A 15,774-nucleotide genomic window follows, 5' to 3' on the forward strand; every position below is an offset into this window, starting at 1 on the left:
CCGCCCCGCCCCCCCCCCCGCCCCCCGCGGCGGGGGCCGCCCCCCCCCCCCCCCCCGGCGGGGGGGCGGGGGGGGGGGGCCGCGCCCGGCCGCCCCCCCCCCCCGGGGGGGGGGGCCCCCCCGCCACCGCGGCGCCCGCGCGTTCGCGACGAGTCCGTACGGGTCGCCGGACTTGGGCAGGAACCCGGCGGCGCCGCCGCCGAGCGCGCGGGCCGGCAGGACTGCGATCACTGTGCGAACTCCTCGTGTTCCTCGTGTCCTTCGCCGGTGGGGCCGACGCGCGGGATCGCGCCCTTGGCGACGAGCCGCCCCCGGTCGAAGCAGAACCTGAAGTGGTCGACGGAGGCGAGGAGTTCGCCGCCGGCGCGGTAGGAGCGGCAGCCGGCGTCCTCGGGAGGCGCGGGCGCGCGTCCCGTGGGCGGGTCGGCGACGGCCCGGTCCGGCAGCGCCCGCGCGACCTCGCCGGCCGGGACGCCCGGGCTCAGCCCGGTGTACGCGGCGGACGCCAGCACCGCGTGCGTCTCCCGGCAGGCGTACCAGGCGAAGACCGCGCGCCGGTCAGGACGGTCCCCGCGCAGGCGGCGACGCCGATGCCGCCGGCGGCGCGGCGGCGGGCACGGGTGTGGGGGCCGACGGGGCGCGGGGCGCGAAGGCGCCGCCGACGGCGGTCACCGCCGGGCGCCGGCCACCGCCGCGGCGGGCACCCCCGGCCCGGCCGGCTGCTGCCGGGCGGGGCGCGGCTCGTTCAGCCCGAGCCGGTCGGCGGTGAGCGCGAGGGCCGCCCGGAGCAGGCAGTCCCGCAGCGCGCCGCGCCGGATGCGAGAGGAATCCACCGGCCCGCGCTGCAAGCGGGCGGCGGGGCGGCGCCGCCGCCGATCGGCAGATGCCCCTAGTCTCCTGGGGTGGCGGTTCCCCCGCCGAGGCGGGTCGGCATGGCAGGATCGAAAGGCCATGACTGCTCCCACGAAGCCCCCGCACACCGGTACCGCCGACACCGCGCCCGAGCCGTCGCCCGGAGCGCCGCTGCACGCCCCCGTCATCGACTGGTTCGACGAGAACGCCCGCGACCTGCCGTGGCGGCGTCCCGAGGCCGGCCCCTGGGGGGTGATGGTCAGCGAGTTCATGCTCCAGCAGACCCCGGTCAGCCGCGTCCTGCCCGTCTACGAGCAGTGGATGGCCCGCTGGCCCCGCCCCGCCGACCTGGCCGCGGAGTCCCCCGGCGAGGCCGTGCGCGCCTGGGGCCGACTCGGCTACCCGCGCCGCGCCCTGCGCCTGCACGGCGCGGCCGCCGCCATAACGGAGCGGCACGGCGGCGACGTGCCGTCCGACCACGCCCAGCTGCTCGCGCTGCCCGGCATCGGCGAGTACACGGCCGCGGCCGTCGCCTCCTTCGCCTACGGGCGGCGGCACCCGGTGCTCGACACCAACGTCCGCCGGGTGTTCGCCCGCGCGGTCACCGGTGTGCAGTACCCGCCGAACGCCACCACCGCCGCCGAGCGCAGGCTCGCCCGCGCGCTGCTGCCGGACGACGAGAAGACCGCCGCGCGCTGGGCCGCCGCCTCGATGGAGCTGGGCGCGCTGGTGTGCACGGCGAAGAACGAGGCGTGCCACCGCTGCCCGATCGCCGCGCAGTGCGCCTGGCGGCTGGCGGGCAAGCCGGAGCACCAGGGGCCGCCGCGCCGCGGCCAGACGTACGCGGGCACGGACCGCCAGGTGCGCGGCCGGCTCCTCGCCGTGCTGCGGGAGGCGCACGGGCCGGTGCCGCAGACCGCCCTGGACCGGGTGTGGCACGAGCCGGTGCAGCGCGCCCGCGCCCTGGACGGCCTCGTCGCCGACGGTCTGGTCGAGCCGCTGCCGGGCGGGCTGTACCGGCTGCCGCTGACCTGACGCGCGGTCGCCGCACGGGAAGCGCACCGCCGCACGGGTGTCCGCGACGACACCCCAGCATCGACAAATCACCCCGTACGGTCATCCATCGGGCCGCCGCCCTCCTTCGTTCCGCTGCCCGTTACACAACCGACGGACAGCTGAGCGCCGGCCGCAGGCTGCTTCGGACAGCGCCGTGACAACGCCTCCGTAGTTTCCTTTCCGTGCCCGGCTGAGCGGGCGGCCGAGGAAGACGGGGAACGGAGGCGGTTGGTCATGGCGCAGGGTGAGGTGCTCGCGTTCGAGGAGTACGTCCGCACCCGGCAGGACGCGCTGCTGCGCAGCGCCCGCCGGCTGGTCCCGGACCCGGTCGACGCCCAGGACCTGCTGCAGACCGCGCTGGCGCGGACGTACGGCCACTGGGAGGACATCGCCGACAAGCGGCTGGCCGACGCCTATCTGCGCCGGGTCATGATCAACACGCGGACGGAGTGGTGGCGGGCCCGGAAGCTGGAGGAGGTCCCGACCGAGCAGCTCCCGGACGCGTCCGTGGCGGACTCCACCGAGCAGCACGCGGACCGCGCGCTGCTGATGGACGTGCTGCAGGTGCTCGCCCCGAAGCAGCGCAGCGTCGTCGTGCTGCGACACTGGGAGCAGATGTCCACGGAGGAGACGGCCGCCGCCCTCGGCATGTCGGCCGGAACGGTCAAGAGTACGCTGCATCGGGCGCTCGCCCGGCTCCGCGAGGAGCTCCAGGCCCGCGATCTGGACGCACGCGCGCCGGAGCGTGAGGAGCGGGAGCGTTGCGCGGCCTGACCGGCGCGGGGCCCGCCCGGGCCCGGGGCATCCGTCCGGCGGCGGCCACGGGGACGGCCGCGCTCGCCGCCCTCGCCCTGTTCGCCTCCGCCTGCGCCGCCGGCGGCACCGGCGCCCGCGACGAGGGCCCGGCGCGCGCCGCCTCGGCGACCGGCGCCGCCCCCTCCTCCGGCGCCGCGCCGGACTCCCCCGCCGGGACCCCGGAGCGGGTGGACGCGGTCCGGCTGGTCAAGGACGACCCGGCGGTCTCGGCGGAGGTCAAACGGGACCTGAAGCCGTGCGTCGCCGACGAGTACCCCGTCGACGTGTCGTACGGGAACCTGACCGGCGGCCCGGCCGACGACGTCGTCGTCAACGTGCTGACCTGCGGTGACGCGGTGGGTGTCGGGTCGTACGTGTACCGCGGGGAGAACGGCTCCTACGCGAGCGTGTTCAGGGCCGAGGAGCCGCCGGTCTACGCGGAGATCGACCGCGGCGACCTGGTGGTGACCAAGCAGGTCTACGAGAAGGGCGACCCGGTGTCGAGTCCGTCCGGCGAGAACGTGATCACCTACCGCTGGACCTCGGACCGGTTCGCCGAGAAGTTCCGCACGCACAACGACTACGGCAAGGTCACCGGCGGGGGGCCCACGCCGGCCCCCGGCGGCTGAGGGGCCGCGCGGACCGGTCCGGGACCCCGGTGAACCCGGCACACGCTTCCCGCGTCCGCTCAAGGGGGACCACCGCCCACCCGAACCGCACGCAACCGCACGAGACCGCACGAGGACTGAGAGCACCGGGATGGCAGACCAGACCCACGTCCTGTTCGTCGAGGACGACGACGTCATCCGCGAGGCGACCCAGCTCGCCCTGGAGCGGAACGGCTTCGCCGTCACCGCGATGCCCGACGGGCTGTCGGGCCTGGAGGCGTTCCGGGCCGACCGCCCCGACATCGCGCTGCTGGACGTCATGGTGCCCGGCCTCGACGGCGTCAGCCTGTGCCGGCGCATCCGGGACGAGTCCACCGTTCCGGTGATCATGCTGTCGGCGCGGGCCGACTCCATCGACGTGGTGCTGGGCCTGGAGGCGGGCGCCGACGACTACGTGACCAAGCCGTTCGACGGGGCCGTCCTGGTCGCCCGGATCCGCGCGGTGCTGCGCCGCTTCGGCCACGCGAGCGGCGCCCAGGGCGAGGACCGGTCCGCCCCCGCCACCGGCGGCGTGCTGGCCTTCGGCGACCTGGAGGTCGACACGGACGGCATGGAGGTGCGCCGGGCCGGGCGGCCGGTGGCGCTCACCCCGACCGAGATGCGGCTGCTGCTGGAGTTCTCCGCGGCGCCGGGCACGGTCCTGTCCCGCGACAAGCTGCTCGAACGCGTGTGGGACTACGGCTGGGGCGGTGACACCCGGGTCGTCGACGTCCATGTGCAGCGGCTGCGGACGAAGATCGGCCAGGACCGCATCGAGACGGTCCGCGGCTTCGGCTACAAGCTGAAGGCCTGAGCGCGGTGGCGCGAGGCTGCCTGCGACGCCCGCTCGTCCCGTGGAGGGAGCGCGCGGGCATCCGCACGGGCCTGAGGTGGAAGCTCAGCGCGGCCATCGCCCTGGTGGGGGCGCTGGTCGCGATCGTGCTGAGCCTGGTGGTGCACAACGCGGCCCGGGTGTCGATGCTGGACAGCGCCCGCGACCTCGCCGACGAGCGCATCACGATCGCCCAGCGGAACTACGAGCTGTCCGGGCGGGCGAACTTCCCCGACACGCGGATCGACGACCCCGATCTGCCGCAGGAGCTGCGCCGGAAGGTCGCGCAGGGGCGGCGGGCGACGTACGTGGCCGACCCGCCGGGCGGCGCGCCGGACATATGGGCGGCGGTGCCGCTGACGGACGGGCACGTGCTGTCCCTGCGCACCGGGTTCACCGACCGCAGCTCGGGCATCCTGGAGGACCTCGACCAGGTCCTGGTGATCGGCTCCACCGCGGTCGTGTTCGGCGGCAGCGCGCTCGGCGTGCTCGTCGGCGGGCAGCTGTCGCGCCGGCTGCGCAAGGCGGCGGCCGCGGCGAACCGGGTCGCGAAGGGCGAGACGGACGTACGGGTGCGGGAGGCCATCGGCGGTGTCGTGCGGGACGAGACCGACGACCTGGCCAGCGCGGTCGACGCGATGGCGGACGCGCTGCGGCAGCGGCTGGAGGCCGAGCGGCGGGTCACCGCCGACATCGCGCACGAGCTGCGCACCCCGGTGACCGGGCTGCTGACCGCGGCCGAACTGCTGCCGCCGGGACGGCCGACGGAACTGGTGCTGGACCGGGCCAAGGCGATGCGCACGCTGGTGGAGGACGTGCTGGAGGTGGCCCGGCTCGACGGGGCCTCGGAGCGGGCCGAGCTGCAGGACATCATGCTCGGCGAGTTCGTCGCCCGGCGGGTCGCGGCCAAGGACCCGGACGCGGAGGTGCGGGTGGTGCACGAGTCGGAGGTGACGACCGATCCGCGCCGCCTGGAGCGCGTGCTGTTCAACCTGCTCGCCAACGCCGCCCGACACGGCAGGCCGCCCGTCCGGGTCACCGTCGAGGGCCGGGTCGTCCGGGTCCGCGACCACGGCCCCGGTTTCCCCGAGGACCTGCTCGCGGAGGGCCCGAGCCGCTTCCGCACCGGCAGCGAGGACCGCTCCGGCCACGGCCACGGCCTGGGCCTGACCATCGCGGCCGGGCAGGCGCGGGTGCTGGGCGCCCGCCTGACGTTCCGCAACGTGCGGCCGCCGGGGGCGCCGGCGCGGGGGCCGGCCGAGGGCGCCGTCGCGGTGCTGTGGCTGCCGGAGCACGCGCCGACGAACACCGGCAGCTATCCGGTGCTGCCGGTGCCGGAGGAGCGGGGCCCCCGGCGGCCCTCCTTGCGGCGCTCCCGGTGACGTCCCGGGCTCTCCCCGCAGCGTTCCCCGTGACGTCCCGGCGGCTTTCCCGACGGCACTCCCGGTGGCGTTCCGGCGGCATCCCCGCGGGCACTCCCGGCGGCGTTCCCCTCGGGTGCCGCCGGCCGGCGGGACGGCCGGCCGGCGGGCTCAGACGGCCTCGGCCACCGGCGCCTTCGCCGCCGTACCGGTGTCCGCCGGGTCCTTCCCCGCCGGCCCCGCGCCCTTCAGCGGCGTCTCCTTCACGAACACCGCCGCCGCCAGCGCCGGCACCGACACCGCGGCGCCCAGCAGGAACGCCCCGTGGACGCCGGCGGACACCGCGTACTGGTACGCCTCCCGCGCCGCCGCCGGCAGCTCGGCCAGGCTCGCCGCGTCCAGCTGCGCGGACCGCTCGGTCACCTTCGAGCCCAGCGCCCCGGCCCGCTCGGCCATGACGTCCTGGACGCGGTGGTTGAACAGCGCGCCCATGATCGCCACGCCGAAGGAGGAGCCGAGCGTGCGGAAGAGGGTGGTGGAGGAGGACGCGACGCCCATGTCCTTCGTCTCCACGCTGTTCTGCGCGACCAGCATGGTGATCTGCATCAGGCAGCCCATGCCGAGGCCGAGCACGGCCATGTACACGCCGGACGTGAACCGCGAGGTGCCCGTGTCCATCAGCGACAGCAGGTACAGCCCGGCGATCATCAGTGCGCCGCCGGCGATGGGGAAGACCTTGTACCGGCCGGTGCTCGTGGTCACCCGCCCCGCGATCATCGAGGTGACGAGCATCGCGCCGAGCATCGGCAGGAGCAGCAGCCCGGAGTTGGTCGCGGAGGCGCCCTGCACCGCCTGCTGGTACAGCGGCAGGAAGAGCGTGGCGCCGAACATCACGAAACCGGTGAGGAAGCCGATCACGGACATCAGGGTGAAGTTGCGGCTGCGGAAGATGTGCAGCGGCAGGATCGGCTCGGCGGCCCTGGCCTGCCAGAACACGAACCCGACGAGCGCGGCCGTCCCGATGCCGATAAGCTCCATGATCCGTACGGAGGTCCAGGCGTACTCTGTGCCGCCCCAGGTGGTGACGAGCACGATCGCGGTGATGCCGACGGTCAGCAGCACGGCGCCCAGGTAGTCGATCCGCGCCTCGGTCCGCTTCTTCGGCAGGTGCAGGACGGCGCCGACGGCGGCCAGCGCGACCGCGCCGAGCGGCAGGTTGATGTAGAACGCCCAGCGCCAGCCCCAGTTGTCGGTGATGGTGCCGCCGACCAGCGGGCCGCCGATCATCGCCAGCGCCATGACGGCGGCCATCATGCCCTGGTACCGGCCGCGCTCCCGGGGCGGGATCAGATCGCCGATGATCGCCATGACCCCGACCATCAGACCGCCCGCGCCGAGGCCCTGCACCGCCCGGAAGCCGATGAGCTGGCCCATGTCCTGGGCCATGCCGCTGAGCGCCGAGCCGATCAGGAAGATCACGATCGACGCCAGGAACGAGCCCTTGCGCCCGAACAGGTCGCCGAGCTTGCCCCAGATCGGGGTGGAGGCCGCGGTCGCCAGGGTGTAGGAGGTCACCACCCACGACAGGTGCTCCAGACCGCCCAGTTCGCCGACGATCGTCGGCATCGCGGTGCCGATGATCATGTTGTCGAGCATCGCGAGCATCATCGCGATCATCAGGGCGAGCAGGACGACCCGCACGCTCCTCGGCTGCTTTCCCTGTTTCTCCGCCCCCGCTTCGGCCGCCGCGGCCGCCGTCGTCTCCGTCATCGCTCCCGCTCCCCCAGGTCACGCTACTTACTTGTCGACCGGCTAGTGGCTACACTCGGGAAGGTAGACGCGCAACTAGCCGGGCGTCAAGTAAGTTTTCGGGGAGGGGCGCGGCGTAGGAGGATGGGCGGCACGATGGACGGCACCAGACAGCGGCGTCGCGGGGACACCCGCCAGCGCATCCAGGACGTGGCGCTCGAACTGTTCGCGGAGCAGGGCTACGAGAAGACCTCGCTGCGCGAGATCGCCGAGCGCCTGCAGGTCACCAAGGCCGCCCTGTACTACCACTTCAAGACGAAGGAAGAGATCCTCGTCAGCATCTTCGAGGATCTCTCCCGGCCGATCGAGGACCTGGTCGAGTGGGGCCGCGCGCAGCCCCCGACCCTGGAGACGAGGCAGGAGGTCGTCCGCCGCTACAGCGACGTGCTGGCGGGCGCGGCCCCGCTGTTCCGCTTCATGCACGACAACCAGGCGACCGTGCGCGAACTGCGCATCGGCGAGATGTTCAAGAACCGCGCGCTCGGCCTGCGGGACATCCTGGTCGACCCGGAGGCCGACCTGGTCGACCAGGTCCGCTGCGTCAGCGCCCTCTTCACGCTGCACGCCGGGATGTTCGCCCTCCACGACCTCGGCGCCGATCCCGAGGCCAGGCGCAAGGCCGTTCTGGAGGTCGCGGTCGACCTGGTCGCGCAGGCGCACCGGGGCGGCTGAGCGGGGCCGGCCGCGGGGAGCCGCCCGCCGTCAGACCGTGACGCCCCTGGCGCGCAGGAAGGCGACCGGGTCGACGGCCGAGCCGTAGTTCGCGGTCGTGCGGATCTCGAAGTGCAGGTGCGGACCGCTGGAGTTGCCGGTGTTGCCGGACCGGGCTATGTGCTGGCCGGTGGCGACGACCTGACCGACCTTCACGTCGATCCGCGACAGGTGGGCGTACTGGGAGTACGTGCCGTTGCCGTGCTTGATGACGACGGCGTTGCCGTACGCGGGACCGTCACCGGCGCCGTTGGGGCCGGCCTTGACGACGGTGCCGCCGTGCGCGGCGACGACGCTGGTGCCGGTCGGCACGGCGAAGTCCTGGCCGCTGTGGGTGGACTGCCACATGGCGCCGGACTGGGCGAAGCCGGCGGAGAGACGGTAGTTCTTCACCGGGTCCACCCAGGAGGCGGCCTGCGCGGCGGCCTTCACCGCAACCGCCTTCTTCACCGTCGTGGCGGCCTTCGCGGCCTTCACCGCCTGTGCCGCCTTCGCGGCCTGCGCCGCCTTCGCGGCCTCGGCGGCCTCGGCCTGGGCGGTGGCCTGCTCCTGGACGGCCGCCGCGACGCCGGGGGCCGCCGTGGCCTCGACGGCGGTGGCGAGGCCGGAGACCGCCGCGGTGTCGACGGCGACCGCGACCCCGGCCCCCAGTACGGCCGAAGCCCCCAGGCCGGCGGCCAGTACGGCAGCCCGGGTGCGGAGCAGGGACGTACGGGAAGAACGGGACGTGACGCGCTGGGACATCTGAACCTCATGAGGACGGGGACACGAAGACACCCGGCGCACAGTCGGTCGCCGGATGGGCCATCCCTTGGTAACCCCGGGGGACGGACCCGCTCAAACGCCTCTTCTACGACTCGCCCTAGTATTTCCTCACAAGTTTCAACTTCACGACAGAAGTCTCATCGCCCGCAAATCCACCCACATAGGCACAGTAAGCCGTGAAGTCGCAGGCGAAGAGCTCACCTCTCCCTCGCCCGGCCACCCACTATTCCCGGTAGTAACGGACAAATCGCCTGTGCGTCATCTCACCGGACAGAGAGATCGAAAAGCTCCCGAATGTGACGGGGACTACGCCGGTCCGGCGTCCGCGCGACCCGACCGTCCGGAGCGCATCAGGCTGGTGACGAACCGTCAGGGACTCGTGGCGGTGTGACGCACGCCTCTGCTGGCCTACCGTCCGGTAACCCTACGGTTGCCCTCGCGCCACCCTCACCCACAAGCATGCACACGACATGTTCGCAGCAGCAGGACGTGAGAGGACCCCCACATGAGCAGCAGACGCTCCTGGTCGCGCCGCGCCTCGGTGACCGCCGTCTCCGCGGCCGCCCTCGTCGCCCTGGCGGCCCCCGCCGAGGCGGCGGCGGCCGCGGACACCGCGCAGGTCACGAACACCGCGCAGGTCACGAACACCGCGCAGGCCGTGAGCACCGCGCAGGCCGTGAGCACCGCGCGGGCCGCGGCGGACGTCGACTACGCCACCTGGCAGAAGGACTGCCAGGCCGTGATGGACCAGGCCCTGCCGTATCTCAAGCAGCGCATCGCCGCCCCCAGGCCCGGCGAGAAGCAGGCGATCGTCCTCGACGTCGACAACACCGCCCTGGAGACGGACTTCGGCTTCAGCTACCCCCAGCCGGCCAACAAGCCGGTCCTGGAGGTCGCCCGGTACGCCCAGGAGCGCGGTGTCGCCCTGTTCTTCGTCACCGCCCGCCCGGGCATCATCGCCTCGGTGACCGACTACAACCTCGAGCACGTCGGTTACCGGGTCTCCGGCCTCCATGTCCGCGGTCTCGCCGACCTGTTCAGGAACGTCGCCGACTACAAGACCGCCCAGCGCGCCGCCATCGAGGCGAAGGGCTACACGATCATCGCGAACATCGGCAACAGCGCCACCGACCTGTCGGGCGGCCACGCCGAGAAGACGTTCAAACTGCCGGACTACGACGGGCAGTTGTCCTGACGCTCGATAAACTCCCCTGAACGATCGACCACGGGGGGTGGGGCATGGAACCGACGGTGCTCGGCGGAAGACTGGCGTCGGCACTGATCGGCCCCCTCGTGCGGAAGCTGTTCGTGACGGGCGGCCCCGGCGCCGGACTGGTCGACCGGCCGGTCCGGCTGACGGACCTGGTGTCCTTCCGGGGCGAGAAGCGCACCCTCGGCGAGAAGGAGGTGCGCAGGCTCGCGGGGCGGCTGGTCGGGGAATCGCTCGGCTCCCCCGGCGAGCCGCCCTTCCCGCGCGACGAGGAGACCGCCGTCGCCGAGGCCCTCGCCGCGCGGCTGCTCGCCCTCGGCGACCTGGACATGGACGACGTGCAGGCCGTCCGGCTCGGCCACCGCGCCCTGGCCGACCGGCTGCGCCGCCAGGCCCCCGGGGCCGGGGACGGGCTGTCCGCCGACGCCCGCCACTTCCTCGACTCCGCGACGGAGTGGGCCTGCCTGCACGTCCTGGAGTTCTTCACCCGCCGCTCGGCCTTCGTGGCCCGGACGCTGGTGGAGCAGGCCCGGGGCCAGGCGGAGCTGATCGAGAAGGTCGACGAGCTGATCACCCGCGTCCCCCGCCCGGACGCCCGCGACACCGCCTTCGAGCGCCGGTACCTGCCCTACGTCGCCGAACGCCACGACCACCTCACCCTCTACGGCGTCGACCTGCGGGACGCCCCGGACAGGTGGCCGCTGGAGGTCGCCTACCTGACCCTGGAGGCCGTCGCCGACCCCGGCCCCGACACCGCTCCCGGCCCCGACGCCGTCCCCGGGGAGGACCCGCGGGCCCGCACCGCGCGCATGCCCGCCGACGAGGTGCTGGAGCGGGAGCCCAGGGTGCTGCTGCGCGGCGACGCGGGCTCCGGCAAGACGACCCTGGCCCAGTGGCTCGCGGTGAGCGCGGCACGCGAGGGCACCCGCGTCCCCTTCCTCCTGCCCCTGCGCACCCTGGTCCGCACCGGCCCGCTGCCCGCCCCGGCCGCGTTCCTGAGCGCCGTCGGCTGCCCGCTGACGCCGCCCGACGGCTGGGCGGAACGCGTCCTGACCGCGGGCCGGGGGCTGGTCCTGGTCGACGGCCTGGACGAGATCCCGGAAGCCGACCGCCGGGCGACCCGGGACTGGCTGCGCGGCCTCCTCGGCGCCTTCCCCGGCAACCGCTGGCTGCTGACCACCCGCCCCACCGCCGTACGCGCCGACTGGCTGGCGCGGGAGGGCTTCCTGGAACTCTCCCTCGCGCCGATGGGCCGGGCGGAGGTCGCCACCTTCGTCCACCGCTGGCACCGGGCCGCCGGCGCGCCGGAGTTCGAACAGCCCCTGCTGGACTCCCTGCGCACCAAGCGCGATCTGTCCCGCCTCGTCACCAACCCGCTGATGTGCGGCCTGGTCTGCGCCCTGCACCGCGAACGCCGCGGCTATCTGCCCACCGGCCGCAAGGAGCTGTACGAGGCGGCCCTGGCCATGCTCCTGGCCCGCCGGGACCGGGAACGGGGCATGGGCGCGGTGGACGGCCCGGAGCTGGGCGAGGAGAGCCGGCTCGAACTGCTGCAGCGCATCGCCTACGCCCTGGTCCTCAGCGGCCGGCAGGAGATGGCGCTGGAGACGGCCGAGGGCATCGTGGACCGGGCCCTGCCCGCCCTCGGACCGGTTCCCGGGCAGGGCGACGCCGCCGCGGTGCTGCGGACCCTGCTGCTGCGCAGCGGCGTACTGCGCCGCCCGGCCGAGGGCGTCCTGGACTTCGTCCACCGCACGTTCCAGGACTACCTGGCGGCCCGGTACGCGGTGGAGGAGGGCCACCTCGGTGTCCTCACCGGCCGCGCCGAGGACACCGAGTGGGAGGACGTCATCCGCATGGCCGTGGCCCACGCCCGGCCCCGCGAACGCGTCCTCGTGCTCAGGGAGCTGCTGGGCAGGGGCGATCCCCGGCTCACGCTGCTGGCTCTGGCCTGCCTGGAGCACGCCGCGGCGCTGGACCCGGCGGTACGGGCGGAGGTGGAGGAGCGGGCCGCCGAGCTGATCCCGCCCCGTACGACCGAGGCCGCGCGGGAGCTGGCGGCGGCCGGCCCGCTGGTGCTGGAGCTGCTGCCGGGGCCGGAGGGCCTGTCGGACGAGGAGGCGCGGGGCGTCACGGTCACCGCCTCCCTCCTGGGCCGGGAGGAACCCGAAGGGGCGCTCGCCGTCCTGCGCCGCTTCCGGAACCACCCCGACCTCGGCGTACGGCGGCAGCTCGTGGGCACCTGGCACCGCTTCGACGCCGAGGAGTACGCGGCCGAGGTCCTGGACCACCTGGACCGGACCGGTCTCTTCCTCGAATGCACCTCGCCCGAGCAGTTCTCGGCGCTCGCCGGCATGCGCCCCTGGGACGGGCTGAGTATCAGAGGGCGGTACTCCGCCGAGGACGTCGCGGCCCGGGTGCCCGAGCCCCCGGTGGTGACCGACCTGACCGTCACCGACAACCCGCTGCTGACAGACCTGGCCCCCCTGCGCCGCTTCACCTCGCTGACACGGCTGTCGTACCACCGTTGCCCGAACGCACACGGCCTGGACCGGCTGGCGGGGCTCCCCCTGACCAGCCTCGTCCTCGGCCCCGGCACCGACCCGTCAGGGATCCGGTCCCTCGCCTCCCTGACCCAGCTCTCCCTGTTCACGGAGCTGCCGGGCGCCGCTCTCACCGAGTCCCTGCCCACCGACGCCCCGCTGGGGTTTCTCCACCTGAGCGGCGAGTGCACGGGCTCGACCGGGCTGCGCGGGCTGAGGCACTGGAAGACCCTGCGCACGCTCGGCCTCGGCGCGCTGACCACGGAGCTGACCGAGGACGACTGGCGGGAGGTCGCCGCCCTGCCCGCGCTCACCGGCCTCTATCTGCACGCGGCGCTCCTCCGGGAGACGCCGGCCTCCATCGGCCGCATGCCCGAGCTGCCGGGTGTCGAGGTGCTGGCGGTGGACCGTATGGAGGGCGCCGAACATCTCGCGGCGCTCGCGTCCCGGCTGCCGGGCGTGCGCCGCGTGACCCTGTTCGAACGCCCCGGCCACTCCTTCCCCCTGTCCGAGTTCCGTCCGCTCTTCCCGGGCGCCGAAGTGGTCACCGAGGCGGCCTCGCGCGCACAGTGACACGGCTCGCGAAAGGGGCTGCCCCGGGACCGGAGTCCCGGGGCAGCCCCTTTCCCGACGTGCCCGGAGGGCTACGCCTCCTTGCTCAGGTTCGGCCCGCCACCGGCCGCCTGCTCGATCGGCGGGACGTCGGGCAGCGCCGACTTCTCCTCACCCCGGAAGGTGAAGGTCTTCGACTCGCCCTCGCCCTCGGTGTCCACGACCACGATGTGACCGGGGCGCAGCTCGCCGAAGAGGATCTTCTCCGACAGCGTGTCCTCGATCTCGCGCTGGATGGTGCGCCGCAGCGGACGCGCGCCCAGCACCGGGTCGTAGCCCTTCTTGGACAGCAGTTCCTTGGCGGACTGGGAGAGCTCGATGCCCATGTCCCGGTCCTTCAGGCGCTCGTCCACCTTGCTGATCATCAGATCGACGATCCGCAGGATGTCCTCCTGCGTCAGCTGCGGGAAGACGACCACGTCGTCGACGCGGTTGAGGAACTCGGGCCGGAAGTGCTGCTTGAGCTCGTCCGACACCTTGTTCTTCATGCGCTCGTAGTTGGTCTTCGTGTCGCCCGCAGCGGCGAAGCCGAGGTTGAAGCCCTTGGAGATGTCCCGGGTGCCGAGGTTGGTCGTCATGATGATGACCGTGTTCTTGAAGTCCACGACCCGGCCCTGGGAGTCGGTCAGGCGACCGTCCTCCAGGATCTGCAGCAGCGAGTTGAAGATGTCCGGGTGGGCCTTCTCGACCTCGTCGAAGAGGACGACCGAGAACGGCTTGCGGCGCACCTTCTCCGTCAGCTGGCCGCCCTCCTCGTAGCCCACGTAGCCGGGGGGCGAACCGAACAGACGCGAGACCGTGTGCTTCTCGCTGAACTCCGACATGTCGAGGGAGATCAGCGCGTCCTCGTCGCCGAACAGGAACTCGGCCAGCGCCTTGGACAGCTCGGTCTTACCGACACCGGACGGGCCCGCGAAGATGAACGAACCACCCGGACGCTTCGGGTCCTTCAGGCCCGCACGCGTACGGCGGATCGCCTTCGACAGCGCCTTGACGGCGTCGTCCTGGCCGATGACCCGCTTGTGCAGCTCCTCCTCCATGCGGAGCAGGCGGCTGGACTCCTCCTCGGTCAGCTTGAAGACCGGGATGCCGGTGGCCGTGGCGAGGACCTCGGCGATCAGGTCGCCGTCGACCTCGGCGACGACGTCCATGTCGCCGGCCTTCCACTCCTTCTCCCGCTTCGCCTTGGCGGCCAGGAGCTGCTTCTCCTTGTCGCGCAGGGAGGCGGCCTTCTCGAAGTCCTGCGAGTCGATCGCGGACTCCTTGTCCCGGCGGACGGCGGCGATCTTCTCGTCGAACTCGCGCAGGTCCGGCGGCGCGGTCATCCGGCGGATCCGCATCCGGGAACCGGCCTCGTCGATCAGGTCGATCGCCTTGTCCGGCAGGAAGCGGTCCGAGATGTACCGGTCGGCCAGGGTGGCGGCCTGGACCAGCGCCTCGTCGGTGATGGAGACGCGGTGGTGCGCCTCGTACCGGTCGCGCAGGCCCTTGAGGATCTCGATGGTGTGCGGCAGGGACGGCTCGGCGACCTGGATGGGCTGGAAGCGGCGCTCCAGGGCCGCGTCCTTCTCCAGGTGCTTGCGGTACTCGTCCAGCGTGGTCGCACCGATGGTCTGCAGCTCGCCGCGGGCCAGCATCGGCTTGAGGATGCTCGCCGCGTCGATGGCGCCCTCGGCGGCGCCCGCACCGACCAGCGTGTGCAGCTCGTCGATGAACAGGATGATGTCGCCGCGGGTGCGGATCTCCTTGAGCACCTTCTTCAGGCGCTCCTCGAAGTCACCGCGGTAGCGGGAGCCGGCGACCAGCGCGCCGAGGTCCAGCGTGTAGAGGTGCTTGTCCTTGAGCGTCTCGGGCACCTCGCCCTTGACGATGGCCTGGGCGAGGCCCTCGACGACGGCGGTCTTGCCGACGCCGGGCTCACCGATCAGGACCGGGTTGTTCTTGGTCCGGCGGGACAGCACCTGCATGACCCGCTCGATCTCCTTCTCGCGCCCGATGACCGGGTCGAGCTTGGACTCACGGGCGGCCTGGGTGAGGTTCCGGCCGAACTGGTCGAGCACCAGGGACGTGGAGGGCGTGCCCTCGGCAGGACCGCCGGCGGTGGCGGCCTCCTTGCCCTGGTAACCGGAGAGCAGCTGGATCACCTGCTGCCGCACGCGGTTGAGATCGGCGCCCAGCTTGACCAGGACCTGGGCGGCGACGCCCTCGCCCTCGCGGATCAGGCCGAGCAGGATGTGTTCCGTGCCGATGTAGTTGTGGCCCAGCTGAAGCGCCTCGCGCAGCGACAGCTCCAGCACCTTCTTGGCACGGGGGGTGAAGGGGATGTGGCCGGACGGCGCCTGCTGCCCCTGGCCGATGATCTCCTCCACCTGCTGGCGGACCGCCTCAAGCGAAATGCCGAGGCTCTCCAGGGCCTTTGCGGCGACACCCTCACCCTCGTGGATCAGGCCCAGGAGGATGTGCTCGGTGCCGATGTAGTTGTGGTTGAGCATCCGGGCCTCTTCCTGAGCCAGGACGACAACCCGCCGCGCGCGGTCGGTGAACCTCTCGAACATCGTTAATCGCTCCTCAGAGCGGTCAG

At 73.2% G+C, this 15,774-nt stretch carries 13 protein-coding genes; 8 read left to right on the forward strand and 5 right to left on the reverse strand.

Annotated elements, in window-relative coordinates; genetic code table 11:
* Nucleotides 1-227 precede the first annotated feature (227 nt).
* Both ACIBAI_RS23030 and ACIBAI_RS23035 read right to left on the reverse strand, forming a co-directional pair.
* The gene (locus ACIBAI_RS23030; RefSeq protein WP_399036955.1) at nucleotides 228-512 is read right to left on the reverse strand and encodes a hypothetical protein; all 285 of its coding nucleotides are present in this window, start codon (nucleotides 510-512) and stop codon (nucleotides 228-230) included.
* A gap of 156 nt (nucleotides 513-668) precedes the next feature.
* The gene (locus tag ACIBAI_RS23035) at nucleotides 669-833 is read right to left on the reverse strand and encodes a hypothetical protein (protein WP_399036956.1); all 165 of its coding nucleotides are present in this window, start codon (nucleotides 831-833) and stop codon (nucleotides 669-671) included.
* A gap of 118 nt (nucleotides 834-951) precedes the next feature.
* Here ACIBAI_RS23035 and ACIBAI_RS23040 point away from each other — a divergent pair, with 118 nt between their 5' ends.
* The 5 genes from ACIBAI_RS23040 (at nucleotide 952) to cseC (ending at nucleotide 5,564) form a co-directional block, all read left to right on the forward strand.
* A complete protein-coding gene (locus tag ACIBAI_RS23040; protein ID WP_399036959.1) occupies nucleotides 952-1,887 on the forward strand; it encodes an A/G-specific adenine glycosylase in 936 nt (311 codons plus the stop codon).
* 255 nt (nucleotides 1,888-2,142) lie between these two features.
* Nucleotides 2,143-2,682, forward strand: coding sequence for a SigE family RNA polymerase sigma factor (locus tag ACIBAI_RS23045; protein WP_399036960.1), 540 nt, complete (start codon nucleotides 2,143-2,145; stop codon nucleotides 2,680-2,682).
* A complete protein-coding gene (locus tag ACIBAI_RS23050) occupies nucleotides 2,670-3,332 on the forward strand; it encodes a hypothetical protein (RefSeq protein ID WP_399036962.1) in 663 nt (220 codons plus the stop codon). Before ACIBAI_RS23045 ends, ACIBAI_RS23050 begins: the two co-directional genes overlap by 13 nt.
* 130 nt (nucleotides 3,333-3,462) lie before the next feature.
* A complete protein-coding gene (gene cseB, locus ACIBAI_RS23055; protein ID WP_399036964.1) occupies nucleotides 3,463-4,164 on the forward strand; it encodes a two-component system response regulator CseB in 702 nt (233 codons plus the stop codon).
* Nucleotides 4,165-4,169: 5 nt separating this feature from the next.
* Nucleotides 4,170-5,564, forward strand: a complete 1,395-nt coding sequence (gene cseC, locus ACIBAI_RS23060; RefSeq protein ID WP_399036967.1) for a two-component system sensor histidine kinase CseC — start codon at nucleotides 4,170-4,172, stop codon at nucleotides 5,562-5,564.
* Nucleotides 5,565-5,714: 150 nt separating this feature from the next.
* On the opposite strand, the gene ACIBAI_RS23065 is transcribed toward cseC, so the two are convergent.
* Complete coding sequence (locus tag ACIBAI_RS23065; RefSeq protein ID WP_399036968.1) at nucleotides 5,715-7,313, reverse strand: MDR family MFS transporter; 1,599 nt, start codon at nucleotides 7,311-7,313, stop codon at nucleotides 5,715-5,717.
* A gap of 135 nt (nucleotides 7,314-7,448) precedes the next feature.
* Here ACIBAI_RS23065 and ACIBAI_RS23070 point away from each other — a divergent pair, with 135 nt between their 5' ends.
* Nucleotides 7,449-8,024, forward strand: a complete 576-nt coding sequence (locus ACIBAI_RS23070; protein ID WP_399036973.1) for a TetR/AcrR family transcriptional regulator — start codon at nucleotides 7,449-7,451, stop codon at nucleotides 8,022-8,024.
* A gap of 30 nt (nucleotides 8,025-8,054) precedes the next feature.
* Here ACIBAI_RS23070 and ACIBAI_RS23075 read toward each other — a convergent pair whose 3' ends face one another.
* Nucleotides 8,055-8,807, reverse strand: a complete 753-nt coding sequence (locus tag ACIBAI_RS23075) for a M23 family metallopeptidase (protein WP_399036975.1) — start codon at nucleotides 8,805-8,807, stop codon at nucleotides 8,055-8,057.
* Nucleotides 8,808-9,333: 526 nt separating this feature from the next.
* Here ACIBAI_RS23075 and ACIBAI_RS23080 point away from each other — a divergent pair.
* Together ACIBAI_RS23080 and ACIBAI_RS23085 are read left to right on the forward strand one after the other, a co-directional pair.
* A complete protein-coding gene (locus ACIBAI_RS23080; protein ID WP_399036976.1) occupies nucleotides 9,334-10,023 on the forward strand; it encodes an HAD family acid phosphatase in 690 nt (229 codons plus the stop codon).
* A 44-nt stretch (nucleotides 10,024-10,067) separates the two neighbouring features.
* Nucleotides 10,068-13,154 (forward strand): NACHT domain-containing protein, encoded by a 3,087-nt coding sequence (locus tag ACIBAI_RS23085; RefSeq protein ID WP_399036978.1) that lies wholly within the window; start codon nucleotides 10,068-10,070, stop codon nucleotides 13,152-13,154.
* A gap of 71 nt (nucleotides 13,155-13,225) precedes the next feature.
* On the opposite strand, the gene ACIBAI_RS23090 is transcribed toward ACIBAI_RS23085, so the two are convergent.
* Nucleotides 13,226-15,748, reverse strand: a complete 2,523-nt coding sequence (locus tag ACIBAI_RS23090; RefSeq protein WP_344608794.1) for an ATP-dependent Clp protease ATP-binding subunit — start codon at nucleotides 15,746-15,748, stop codon at nucleotides 13,226-13,228.
* Nucleotides 15,749-15,774 lie beyond the last annotated feature (26 nt).

Origin of the sequence: Streptomyces sp. NPDC051041, from assembly GCF_044456065.1 — a bacterium.
In the GTDB taxonomy this organism is placed as follows: Bacteria; Actinomycetota; Actinomycetes; order Streptomycetales; family Streptomycetaceae; genus Streptomyces; species Streptomyces glaucus.